The organism is Nitrospirillum amazonense (assembly GCF_007828035.1).
GTDB lineage: Bacteria > Pseudomonadota > Alphaproteobacteria > Azospirillales > Azospirillaceae > Nitrospirillum > Nitrospirillum amazonense.
This window is the reverse complement of the sequence record NZ_VITV01000006.1, coordinates 153230-165308: the sequence shown is the minus strand read 5'-3', so window position 1 is coordinate 165308 and position 12079 is coordinate 153230. Positions and strand designations below refer to the sequence as shown.

Annotated in this window: 11 protein-coding genes; 5 read left to right on the top strand and 6 right to left on the bottom strand. The window is 66.7% G+C overall.

The features are described 5' to 3' along the window. The first annotated feature begins 193 nt into the window (after positions 1-193). Together FBZ87_RS18140 and FBZ87_RS18135 are read left to right on the top strand one after the other, a co-directional pair. Positions 194-769 carry a helix-turn-helix domain-containing protein gene (locus FBZ87_RS18140; RefSeq protein WP_145611930.1) on the top strand — a complete coding sequence of 192 codons (576 nt, stop codon included), beginning with the start codon at positions 194-196 and terminating at the stop codon, positions 767-769. Positions 770-807: 38 nt separating this feature from the next. Then, the gene (locus FBZ87_RS18135) at positions 808-1191 is read left to right on the top strand and encodes a response regulator transcription factor (RefSeq protein ID WP_145611928.1); all 384 of its coding nucleotides are present in this window, start codon (positions 808-810) and stop codon (positions 1189-1191) included. Between the two features lie 32 nt (positions 1192-1223). Here FBZ87_RS18135 and FBZ87_RS18130 read toward each other — a convergent pair whose 3' ends face one another. From FBZ87_RS18130 to FBZ87_RS18120, 3 genes are all read right to left on the bottom strand, one after another. Beyond that, positions 1224-3275, bottom strand: coding sequence for an ATP-binding protein (locus FBZ87_RS18130; protein WP_186454833.1), 2052 nt, complete (start codon positions 3273-3275; stop codon positions 1224-1226). A 331-nt stretch (positions 3276-3606) separates the two neighbouring features. Further along, positions 3607-4005: a response regulator transcription factor gene (locus tag FBZ87_RS18125; protein WP_186454832.1), complete on the bottom strand. Its 399-nt coding sequence runs from the start codon at positions 4003-4005 to the stop codon at positions 3607-3609. 150 nt (positions 4006-4155) lie between these two features. Continuing rightward, a complete protein-coding gene (locus FBZ87_RS18120; RefSeq protein WP_145611922.1) occupies positions 4156-6186 on the bottom strand; it encodes a PAS domain-containing sensor histidine kinase in 2031 nt (676 codons plus the stop codon). A gap of 271 nt (positions 6187-6457) precedes the next feature. On the opposite strand from FBZ87_RS18120, the gene FBZ87_RS18115 reads away from it, so the two are divergent. Further along, entirely contained in the window at positions 6458-7372 is a 915-nt protein-coding gene (locus FBZ87_RS18115; RefSeq protein ID WP_145611921.1) for an SDR family oxidoreductase, read from the top strand. A 79-nt stretch (positions 7373-7451) separates the two neighbouring features. Continuing rightward, the gene (locus FBZ87_RS18110) at positions 7452-8609 is read left to right on the top strand and encodes an SGNH/GDSL hydrolase family protein (protein WP_211106989.1); all 1158 of its coding nucleotides are present in this window, start codon (positions 7452-7454) and stop codon (positions 8607-8609) included. Between the two features lie 62 nt (positions 8610-8671). Here the strand turns inward: FBZ87_RS18110 and FBZ87_RS18105 are convergent, their stop codons facing one another. Then, positions 8672-9463: an SDR family NAD(P)-dependent oxidoreductase gene (locus tag FBZ87_RS18105; RefSeq protein WP_145611919.1), complete on the bottom strand. Its 792-nt coding sequence runs from the start codon at positions 9461-9463 to the stop codon at positions 8672-8674. A gap of 113 nt (positions 9464-9576) precedes the next feature. Here FBZ87_RS18105 and FBZ87_RS18100 point away from each other — a divergent pair, with 113 nt between their 5' ends. After that, on the top strand, positions 9577-10494 hold the full coding sequence (locus FBZ87_RS18100; protein ID WP_145611917.1) for a LysR family transcriptional regulator: 918 nt from the start codon (positions 9577-9579) through the stop codon (positions 10492-10494). A 165-nt stretch (positions 10495-10659) separates the two neighbouring features. Here FBZ87_RS18100 and FBZ87_RS18095 read toward each other — a convergent pair whose 3' ends face one another. Both FBZ87_RS18095 and FBZ87_RS18090 read right to left on the bottom strand, forming a co-directional pair. Then, entirely contained in the window at positions 10660-11001 is a 342-nt protein-coding gene (locus FBZ87_RS18095; RefSeq protein ID WP_145611915.1) for a cupin domain-containing protein, read from the bottom strand. Between the two features lie 310 nt (positions 11002-11311). Continuing rightward, the gene (locus tag FBZ87_RS18090) at positions 11312-12046 is read right to left on the bottom strand and encodes a SapC family protein (RefSeq protein ID WP_145611914.1); all 735 of its coding nucleotides are present in this window, start codon (positions 12044-12046) and stop codon (positions 11312-11314) included. Between the last annotated feature and the right edge of the window lie 33 nt (positions 12047-12079).

Sequence of the window (12079 nt, the reverse complement as noted above, 5' to 3'; positions counted from 1 at the left end):
TCGGCGCGTCGCAATTTATCGGTTCCGAACCGGCCTGGAACCTTAGACCTGGGGAGGGCCCTGTCACGCCCGAGCCTAGACCGCGGTATAGGGTATCAAGTACCCGGTATGGCTTGGCACGAGCACCGGTACGATTCCATAAAATGCGCTGCGGGCCCAGGCTGGCGGCCGTCTACAAGAGGGGAGCCGGTCCATGGAAAACCATGCGTATAACGCCGCTGGGAGGATTGAAGGTGAAAAGGCCAGGAGGTTGGCGCTGCTGGCCACGAACGCCAGGGCGGCGCTGGATTCAGACGTATCGGCCGTTCGCGGATACCTCGACGAAATATGGGAAGTGCTCGGACTTCGCGAGCCTGTCGATGAAAACGTGACGCTCATCTCCGTCACGACCGACAATAAAGCATCACACAAGGGCGGTTTGACGCCTTGGCAATTGCGGCAGGTCATGGCTCGTATAGAGAGCAAGCTGGGGGCAACCATCCCCCTTAAGGAATTGTCGGATGTCAGCGGCCTCAGCTACTCCTACTTTTCACGGGCGTTCAAAGCGACGACGGGAGAGGCGCCACGCGATTTCATCGTGAAGAAGCGGCTTCGCCACGCGCAAATCCTCCTTTTGTCCACGAATGACGCGCTCAGTTCCGTGGCATGCGCCTGCGGTTTCAGCGACCAGGCCCATTTCACCCGACAGTTCCGCCGGTCGGTGGGCGAAACCCCGTTACGCTGGCGGCGCGCTTGGAAGCGGGACGGCACCACCGGCATCCACGGCTAGCGGCACTGCTTCCGCATGGGTCTGTATAGGGACTTGTAATGACGATCGGGATGACGTCTGAAAGAACCGTTGCGGTGGTCGACGACGACGCGTCCGTGCGCGCAAGCTTGGAGGATTTGCTGCAATCCTTCGGTTTCGGCACGGCAGTGTTTCCGTCGGCCGAGGACCTTTTGGCATTTGACCTGGACAGAATAGACTGTGTCATATCGGACATCCAGATGCCGGGGCTATCCGGTTTGGAAATCCAGCCGCTGCTGCGCCAGCGTCGGTGCGGCTGCGCGGTGATCCTGCTGACCGCCTTCCCCAGTGAACAGGTCAGGGCCAGGGCGCGCAAAATTGGAGTCCACGATTTTTTTGAGAAGCCCTGCAATCCCGATGCGCTGATCGCCAGCGTGGAGCGGGCGCTGGCTTTCCCGCCTTGAGGCTCGGCCACCCCGCATGCCGGTCTGAGCGATCAGCCCGCCACCACCGGCAGGCGGATCGTGAACCGGGCGCCGCCGGCAGGCAGGTTGCCGGCCGACAGGTTGCCACCATGCCGCAATACGATGGACCGGCACACCGACAAGCCGATCCCCATGCCATCGCTTCTGGTCGTGCGGAAGCTGTCGAAGACGCGCCCCAGGTCTTCCACTGGGATACCCGGCCCGTTGTCATCGATGGTGACGACGATGTGGTCGTTCTCCCCGCGAAGGGTGACGGTGATGGCGGGATGGGCAATCGCCCCCTGTTCCAGCGCTTGATGCGCGTTCAGCAGGATGTTGAAAAGCAGCTGCTGCAGCTGTACCCGATCACCTTCCACGGAGCACGGGCGGTCCGCCACGTCGATGCGGACCGCCACGCGGCCGCGCCCCAACTCATGTGACAGGAAGGCTACGGTATCCCGCGCCAGCTTCGCCAAGTCGACGGGTTCGACATGGAAGGGCGCCTTGATTGCCATGTCGCGGATGCGGCTGACGATCCCGGCCGCCCGTTCGACGCTGTCCATGATCTTGCCCATCAGGCCCTGCACCACCGGCACGTCCACCGTATCGCGGGACAGCCAGCGCCTGACCGCTTCGCCGCGGGAGGAGATGGCGCTGAGGGGCTGCGCGACCTCGTGGGCCAGCGACGCCGTCAGCTCCCCCAGGATGCCGATGCGTGCGGCATGGGCCAATTCCACCTGCATGGCCTGCTCGGCGGCGCGCGCGGCTTCTTGTTCCGAGATGTCGATCAGGCCCACGAAGGCGGTGTTCTGGGCGCGCAGCTCCGGCGGGGCGACGGTGAACCACAGGCAAGGCACAAGGCTGCCATCCACGCGGCCGATCAAGCGCTGGCTCTGATAGGTGTAGTGGCCGCCGAAGGTCATCACCAGGGTCTCACGCAGGCCCTGAAGATGGTCGGGTGTGACGATCCACCGGAGATCGCGCAGCAAATCCGCCTTCGATGCCGCCCCCAGCAGGCGCACAGCGCTGGCGTTCGCGTCGACGCACAGGATCTGCTCCTTGGCCAGGTCCAGGAAATCGGGATGGTGCCGGATGTGGGCATCGAGATCCGTCACGCCCTGGCTTCGCAGCGTCGCGAAGATCTGGTTGATGCCGGACGTGTCGAAGCGAAAGAACGCCACGCCAGTGGTCTCAAACAGCGTTCGATAACGGTTCTCGCTGCGGGAAAGCTCCGCCAGGGTCCGCTTCTGCTCGTCTATGTCCATGACGCCGACGATGACCCGGCCCGAAGGCACCGTCTCGGATGGGAAGGCGGCGGAAAACAGACTATCGAATTCCGTCCCATCGGCGCGGCGAAGGCGCACCTCGGAGATGTAGCTGGCCTCGCGCCTCATCCCCTTCAGCAGGCCGTTAGTGAAGTGGACGAGGCTGGCGTCCGGCCAGTAGCGGGCGATGTCGGCGAAGTCCGCTTGGGATGTGGCGCGAAACATATCGAGGGTGCGCGGGTTGGTGGCCACTACGCGGACCTGACCCTGCAGCCAACGCACATACTCGGGATTGGCCGCGAAATAGGCGGCCATGTCGGTGATTCCTTCCGCCGCTTTCTGCCGCACCGCCGCCGCTGCGGCCTGGAAATCCATGTCCCAGAACGAAACGGCCATGGCCTCAAACAGGTTGGTGTTGCGCGCGGTGGCGAGCTTTAGGGCGGCGATGGTTTCATGCTGGGCGGTCAAGTCGCGTGCCGCGTCCATGAACAGGGTGCCGCCTTCGTCCAGCCGGCTGATGCAGGCCTCCACCACCAGGGCCTTGCCCTGAGCGTTGCGTCTGGCCAGTTCGCCGCGCCATGAGCCGCAGGCCGCCAGGCGGCCCTCGATAGCCTCTCGCGTCGTCCCGTCCTGCGCCGTCAGGATGCCGTCCACGGGCTGGCCCAGCGCGTCGGCCCCGGCGACACCGTAGAGCCCTTCCGCAGCCGGGTTGATGGCGCACACCTGCCCGGTGCTGTTGAATATCACCACCGCGTCGTTCAGGCCCTGCAGCAGGGGCGTCAGGAATTGCGGGAGCGGGGGCGTTTCGGGCCAAGCCAATGACGGTTCCTCGGAACAACAATTACCGGACCTTAACGGAAGTTCGCGGTGGCCGGCAGAGCCATCGTGAGAACGGTTCCCGGGATTTTTACGACATCTTCCGCGACAGCGATCCAGGTGTTGGTGTGGAAGGGGAACGGCGGCGGCGCTCACTCCCCGGTCGCCGCCATCATCGGCTGGTGCGCGGCCCGAGCGCAACTTGGTCAATCGCATCGCCGGGCTGACGGCCCGACGCAGGCGGGGACCGCTACCAGGCTGGCACCTGGCGGGAATCCCTCTGCGATTTCTTCATATTCCTCCTGGAGACGAATCCCCGATACAGCGGCACGGACTATGGGTCCCGCCCCGTCACCGCTGCTTCAACCCGGGTCAGCAAATCCTCCGGATCCAGGGGTTTGCACAAGAAGGCCGCGGCACCGGCCTCCAGCGCCCGCTGGCTCAGGGCGGGGTCGGCAAAGGCGGTCATGATGATGATGGGCAGGTCGTTGCCGGCGTCGCGCAGCGCCGCCTGCAGGGCCAGCCCGTCCATGACCGGCATGTGCAGGTCGGTGACCAGGCAGGCGGCCTGATCCCGCGCAGGGGAGTCCAGGAATGCCACCGCCCCGTCGAATCCCCGGGCATCGAACCCGGCGGAGCGCATGAGGCTCAGCAGGCTGCCGCGGACTTCCGCGTCATCGTCGACGATCGCGATAATGGGATTGCTCAGGGCCCTTACTCCGCCTTCGGACACACACCACCGGATGACGGTTGGTGGGGATGCGCGCCCATGGTGCGGCGCGCCTCCTTGAACGCATCCCTGTACCCTGGCGGGTGGGCGCGGGCCCATCATACATAGATGTTAATTTGGGTGTCAGTTGCCAGGGGGGACCTGGCACGGCGGTCATGCGGCGTGCATGCCGCCGCTTTCCCCAACGTCATGGCCGGCCGCCCGCTCCTCCGGCGCCACCGGCAGGGTAAAGGCGAAGGTGGCGCCCCGGCGGCCACTTCCGGGGGCGGTAGCGTCGTTGTTGGCGGCGGTGATCTGCCCGCCGTGCGCCTCGATGATGGAACGGCAGATGGACAGGCCCATGCCCATGCCATCGGCCTTGGTGGTGAAGAAGGGCTCGAATAAGGTCGCGGGTTCCACATCCTGGATGCCGCCGCCGCTGTCGCGTACGGAAACCCTGACCAGATCGTCCACCCGCTCCGCCAGGATGGTAATGTCGCGGGCTGCGTCGCCGTCCACAAGCGGACTCCCCTGCGCGGCGGTGGCCTGGATGGCGTTCATCAGCAGGTTCATCAGCACCTGCTGCACCTGCACCTTGTCACCCCGCACCGGTGGCAGGTCGGATGGGCACAGAACGCGGACGGCGATGGCCTTGGCCTGTACCTCGCGGCCCACCAGGGCCACGGTTTCCGCCACCAGCGCCTCTACCATCAGGGTGTCGGCCTTGGGCGGCGCCTTGCGGGCCAGGGCGCGGATGCGGGCGATGACGTCGGCGGCGCGGGTGCCGTTGGTCACCACATGCTGCAGGCAGTCCTCCACCTCATGCGCGTGTTCCGGTCCCCGCGCCAGCCAGCGGCGGCCCGTCTTGCCATAGGTGATGATGGCCGACAGCGGCTGGTTGACCTCATGCGCGATGGATGCCGCCAGCTGCCCCAGCGTGCTCATGCGCGACACATGCGCCAGTTCGGTCCTGAGCTGCGCCAGCTTGGCCTGGACCTGGTTGCGCTCCGTCACGTCCAGTGCCATGACCAGGATGCGCGACCAGTCCTCATCCTCCGGCGGGACGGTGACGCGCAGCACCACGTCCACCATGCCGCCCGACAACGTGCGGAACTGGCCTTCCGCTTCCACCATGCGCTCACCCGCCGACAGGGCTGCGAACACCTGGACCAGGGCGGCCTCGCTGCTGGGCGTGTACATGGCGACGATGCTGCCCGCCAGCAGCTGTTCAGCCCCCTCGGCCTCGAACAGGCGGACGGCGGCGGCATTGATGGCGCGGATGCGGGTTGCCTGGCCCGCCTGCCGGATCAGGTCGGGGTGCAGGGCCAGGCCGGCCTTGAGGTCGCCGCCACCCAGGTCGCGCGCCCTTTCCAGAACGCGAAAGGCGTCCGTCCAGTCCGACTCCCAGATGGCGAAGCCGGCGGCGTTGAAGATGGCGCGATAGCGTCCCTCAGACCTATGGCGCTCCGCGTCCGCCCGCCGCTGTTCCGTCAGGTCGGCGCTGGTCTCGATAATGCCGATGTTGCCGCCCTGGCCGTCGAAGCGCGCCAGCCAACGGCTGGCCAGCACGATGCGGCGGCCGTCGCGGCGCACCCGTGTCAGCTCGCCGGACCAGTGGCCGGCCTGGGCAAGGGCTTGGTGCACCTCGCCCGCCGGGTAAGCCGTCTGCAGCAGCTGCTGACAGGGTTGGCCCAGCGCCTCTTCCCGGGTCCAGCCGTACAGATGTTCCGCGCCATCGTTCCAATAGCGGATGATGCCGTCGGCGTCGTGGATGACCACGGTATCGTGCGTCAGTTCCAGGATGCGGGCCTGCTCCGCCATGGCGGTACGGGCGCTGCGATTGCTGAGCGACAGCAAGGTGGTGATCAGGATGGCCGTCAGGCTGACGGCCAGGCGCATAGCCGCCCCTTCCGACAGGTCATCCATATGGCCGACCAGGAAGGCGCCACCGGTCAGCGTGGCGCAGGCCAGGCCGGTGAGCATCACCGCCCGGCGGCCGTGGGAGATGGCGACCAGCAGCACGACGGCCGTGTGCAACACCGCCACCGCGCCTTGCAGCGGGCTGAAGGCGTCGGCGGAAAAGATCAGCAGCGCCAGCACGGCCGCGGCCAGGCATTGCGCGCGGCCATGGCTGGCCAGCGCCACCAGGGGCCGTGACCGCCGGCGCGGTGCCGCCCGGTGGGGGTGCGAAGGAGAGGGGCCCATGGTCCGCCCGTGTTTATTTATCCAGGCCGGGCCTGCGGTGTTGCGTCGTGCCCAAGATAATCAAGGGCCTAGCGGTTGGTAAATAGTATCGCATTTGTGCAACGAAATCCGTGTTCGATTGCTTATGAGCGCGCGGGGATAAACCAAGGTATGGGCAAACCTAGGTGTGTCTGTCGGGCAGGGGCGCCCGCGTCCTAGCCTTCCCGTCGTTCCGCCGGCCCCTGGGCATTCAACCCAACCGGCGTCCAACCCCAGGAAGAGCGTCCCGCCAATGTCCAAGGTCATCCTCGTTACCGGCGCATCCAGCGGCTTCGGCGCCCTGGCCGTGCGCGCCCTGGCCCTGAACGGCCACACCGTCTACGCCGGCATGCGCGACACCACCACCCGCAACGCGCGGGCGGTGGTCGAGGCGGCGGCTTGGGCGGAGGACCATCGATCCGACCTGCGGACGATAGAGATGGATGTGCAGTCGCAGGCATCGGTGGAGCGGGCCGTGGGCACCGTCGTCGCTATCCACGGCCGGGTCGATGTCCTGGTGCACAATGCCGGCCACATGTCCCTGGGCCCGGCGGAGGCGTTCACGCCGGAACAGTTCGCGGAACTGTATGACATCAACGTCATCAGTACCCAGCGGGTGAACCGCGCCGTGCTGCCGCAGATGCGGCGCCAGCGACGGGGCCTGGTGATCTGGGTGTCGTCCAGCAGCGCCCGTGGCGGTACACCCCCCTATTTGGCACCCTATTTCGCTGCCAAGGCGGCCATGGACAGTCTGGCCGTCAGCTATGCCGGGGAACTTGCGCGCTGGGGCATCGAGACCAACATCCTGGTGCCGGGTGCCTTCACCAAAGGCACCAACCATTTCGCCCACGCGGGCCGCCCGGCGGACCTGGCCACTGTGTTGGCTTATGAGCAGGGGCCCGACAAGGGCATGGCCGAGGTGGCGGAGGCCGGCCTGGCCAAGTTGGAACCGCCGGACGCCGACGCCCGCCTGGTCGCCGACGCCCTGGCTCGGGTGGTGGAGATGCCGTATGGCCAGCGTCCCTTTCGCACCCACGTCGATCCCGCCAGCGATGGCTGCGAGGTGGTGAACGGTGTCGCCGACCGGGTGCGGGCCGAACTGCTGCGCCGCATCGGACTGGAGGATATTTTGAAGCCGCACCCCTTTGGCCAGCCTGGGGCGCTTTAGTTCCCGCACTGGCAGCCGGCAACCGATACCGTTACTCTCCCACCATTTGGCATATAAGTCCGATGCTGGGAGGAAAGCGGTGAAGTCCCTAAACGTTCTGTCGGCGTTCGTTCTGTCGCTTACGGCCACCCTGGCCGCCGGCCCGGTCCTGGCCAGGGATACGGCGTCCCATGGCGGGGCACCCAAGGTGGAGCCCGTGGCCAGCCTGCCCGCCGGTGCCACGGCCCTGCCGAGGCACATCGGCGGCCGGGCGTTGGCCGAGGGCACCGACGGCGGTTTCCGCCGGCAATGGCCGGGCACCTATGTCGAGACCCGCTTCACGGGGACCTCGGCCCTGTTCCGCGTCGGCCCGGGCGACGTCAGCCTGCGCGTCAGCGTCGATGGCGGCGCGCCGGCGGCGCTGGTGAAGCCCAAGCCGGGTGTCTACCGCGTCACGGGACTGAAGCCGGGCGCGCATACCCTGCGCGTTGACACCGCCAGTGAAACCCAGGCGGGCCCCAGCGCCTTCGGCGGCTTTTACGCTCCGGTGGGCACCAAACCGCTGCCGATTCCGGCGCGGGCGCGGCAGATCGAGTTCATCGGCGACAGCCACACCGTGGGCTACGGCAACATCGCGGATCAGGCGGCGTTCCAGCAAACATGCACGACGGCCGAGGTGTGGGACACAACCGATACCTCGCAAGGCATCGCGCCGCGCCTGGCCGGCCGCTATGGGGCCGATTACCAGGTAAACGCCATCTCCGGACGGGGCATCGTCCGCAACTACAACGGCTTCGCCGCCGATACCCTGCCGCAGGCCTACCCTTACACCCTGTTCGACCATGCCGTCCGCTATGACGATCCGGCCTGGCATCCCCAGATTATCGTCATCGCCCTGGGTACCAACGACTTCACCACACCCCTGCACGCGGGTGAGAAGTGGGCCACCCGTGACGCCCTGCACACCGATTACGAGGCGACCTACGTCGACTTCGTGAAAGCCCTGCGCGCCCACAACCCCCAGGCCTATTTCCTGTTGTGGGCGACCGACATGGCCGATGGCGAGATCGCGGCGGAAGTGGCCAAGGTGGCGGACAAGCTGCACGCGGCGGGGGAGAGCCGCCTGGCCTTCCTGCCCATGCACGACATCGCCTTCAGCGGCTGTCATTCCCATCCTGGCCTGGCGGATGACGCCAAGATCGCCAAGGCGCTGGGCGATTACATGGACGCCCATCCCGAGGTGTGGCAGGCCAAGTGAGACGAGGTGCCTTGTGGGAGTTCTGATTTCAGAACTCCCACGATGGCCCAGACGCGTGGGCCTTACGCCAGGGTGTTGATCAGCCCGCCTTCCAGCCGGATGGCGGCGCCGTTGGTGGCGGCCGACAGGGGGCTGGCCAGGAAGGCCACCATGTTGGCGATCTCCTCCGGTTCGATCATGCGCTGCAGCAGCGATCCGGATCGGGCAGTGGCGAAGAATTCTGCCTCCGCCTCGGCCACCGTGGCGTCCGGCTTGCTGGACACGCTGCGCAGGAAATCCACGATGCCTTCCGATCGCGTGGGCCCGGGCATCACCGAATTGACGGTCACCCGCGTGCCCTTGGTCTGTCCGGCCAGGCCGCGCGCGATGGACAGCTGCGCCGTCTTGGTCATGGCGTAGTGGATCATGGCCGGATCCACTGCCAGCCCCGTCTCGCTGGAGACGAAGATGATCCGGCCCTCGTTGCGGGCCAGCATCTGCGGGAAATAGTGGCGCGTCAGGCGCACGCCGCTCATGACGTTGACGTCGAAATAGCGCTGCCAGTCCGCATCGCTGATGTCGGCGAAGGGCTTGCTTTCATAGATGCCCAGGTTGTTGACCAGGATGTCCACCGACGGCACCTGGCGCAGCAGGTCGGCCGCACCGTCGGCCGTGGTGATGTCGGCACGCACGCCACTCACATCGACACCGCCGGAGGCGCGGATATCTTCCACCGCTTGGTTCAGCTTCTTCTGGTCGCGGCCGGACAGGATGACGCTGGCCCCTTCCACCGCCAGCTTGCGGGCGATTTCCAGTCCGATGCCGGCCGTCGATCCGGTGACCAGGGCCGTCTTGCCCGTGATCTTCAGGTCCATGATCCATACTCCTTCCATCACGTCCCGATGACGTTTCGACGCCAAATCTAGGCAGCGACCGGCGATGGGAGTATGGAGTATGGAAGAACAATATCTATGAATTGCAGGCACAGATGGCGCGCGTACAGATGGACCGGTCCGGTGAGATGGAGGTGTTCGTCCGCGTGGTGCGGGAAGGGGGCTTTTCCGCCGCCGCCCGCACCCTGGACCTGACGCCGTCGGCCGTCAGCAAGCTGGTCGCCCGGCTGGAGGCACGGCTGGGCGCCCGCCTGCTGACCCGCACCACGCGGGCGCTGACCCTGACGGATGAGGGGCGGGGGTATTTGCAGGCGGCGGAGCGGGCGCTGCGCGCCCTGGACGACGCCGACCAGGCGGTGGGATCGGGCACTGTGCGAGGCCGGCTGGTCATCAACGCCTCCGTCCCCTTCGGCACCCATGTCCTGGCGCCTGCCCTTCCGGCCTTCCTGGCGCGCCATCCCGACCTGACCATAGACCTCAGCCTGACCGACGACGTGGTGAACCTGCTGGCGCAGAAGGCCGATCTGGCCTTCCGCGTGGGCACGCTGCCCGACAGCGCCCTGGTGGCGCGCAAGCTGGGGCAGAGCCGCCGGGTGATCTGCGCCGCGCCAGATTACCTGGCCCGCCACGGCACGCCGCGAACGCCGGCGGATTTGGCCCAGCACAACTGCCTGGGCTTCAATTTCCGCCGCAGCCGCGTAGGCTGGCCCTTCCGGGAGGATGGCCGCGAGGTGGAGGTGCAGGTGGCCGGCACCCTGCTGGTGAACAATGGCGAGACCTTGCGACAGATGGCCTTGGCGGGCATAGGGCTGGCGCGGCTGAGCCATTGGCACGTGGTTGATGCCATTGGGCGTGGCGACTTGGTGCCGGTGCTGGAGGCTTACAACCCAGGCGATCTGGAAACGGTTAACGCCGTATATGTCGGCGGTGGCCAAGTGCCCCGTCGGGTGCGCGCTTTCATCGACCATATGGTCGATGTGGTGGCGGCGGCGCCGTTGTTCGTGGGGGGCTGACGTATTCCCGCCTTCTTCGCCGGCGGATTGTCTTTGATGTTTTCTTGCCCCGATCCTGATTTGTCGCGAGGCGCAGGCTCACGGCCGCGTTGCCCTCAGGCTGGATGGAGGAGGGCACGCCCGTGCGCGGTGGCGGACCTGCTGGGCCAGCCGCCGGCCATGTCCTCACTGGTGGTGTGACGCGGTCTCGCCGATGTGGATGGCCAGCCAGACGGTGGGCTGGCCGGGGTCGGTGAAGGTCACCCGGTGGCTGGTGTTGGCCGGGATGAACAAATGGTCGCCGGGCAGCAGGGCCGTCTCCCGGCCCGCCATCTCCACCCGCGCGGCCCCGGCCAGGACCAGGACCCATTCGTCATGCGCCTGGCAATAAGGACGATCGATCGGCGTCGTCTGCCCGTGCGAGACGATTTGCTCGATGCGGCAGCCGGGGCGGCGCAGGATATCCCTGAACCGCTCCTCCTCCACGGCGGAGGGCAGGTCGGTCAGCAGGTTGCCGATAGTGTCCATCGGGGGCGATCCCATCGTGGTACGGTGGGTCCGCATTCTGTCGGCGCGCCGGACGGACGGCAACCGGCGGATATGAAAACGGCGGCGTGGGATGACCCGGGCCGCCGTTTCAGTCATAATCATTGGCATTTGATCGTGACCGCTCAAATGCCGCCCTCAGGCGCCGGGCGCCAGCATCCGCTGGCTTGGGCTTCCTCGGTTTCCAGTCCGCTGCGCTCCCCAAAAACCTGCGGCGGCCCCGGTCGGGGCCTACAACGGGTCGGGGCCTACAACGGCATGAGTCTCTGCCTCATGCCGTTGCTATTGCGCGTCAGTTGGTCGCCGGGCGCAGCGAGGTGCGGTCCACCAGGCCGGCCCAGTTGCTGACCGAGATGAAATGGGCATAGGCCAGGGCTAGCCAGCCGCGCTCGCGCCAGCGCTGGAAGTCCTCGGCCGGCAGCTGGTTGAACCGGGCTTCGTCGATGACCTTGAAACCGGCCAGGCTCAGCTTCTGGCCGTCCTTCAGGGTGACGTCGGCGCGGTTCTCCACCAGCAGGTCGGCCTTGATCAGGGCCTCCACGAACTCGGTGGTGGCGTTGTAGTGGCCTTGGTAGTCGCTGCAGAAGGCCAGGGCGTTGCGGGTGACCTCGGTGGGCTGGCCGCCCTCGAACAGCTTGTTGGGGCCGCCGTGGCTGAGGCTGGCGGCGGCCTCGTCGATGCACAGGGTGAATTCCGCCTTCTCGCGGTTCTCCAGGAAGATGAAGGGGTAACGGCGGACATAGGCTGGGATGTAGGCGCCGGATTCCCAGGCGCCGTCGGCGTCCACGAACAGGTTCTCGCCATTGCGCAAACTCAGCAGGGCCACGGCCTGGGGCGGGGCGCCGTCCAGGAACAGGATGGGGTAATGCTTGCAGGCCAGTGTGAACTCCGCCGCGATCACGGGGACGGAGTTGGAACCGGCGGCGAACTGGTAGCCGGCGGCGGGGGTCAGCGACAGGTCGCCGTCACGCTCCGCGGCCAGGGGGCGGGGGCGCTGGTAGAAGGCGGGAAGGGTCTGCGTGCTCATCTCTGTTCCAAGTCCAAGTCAGGTTGTTCATGC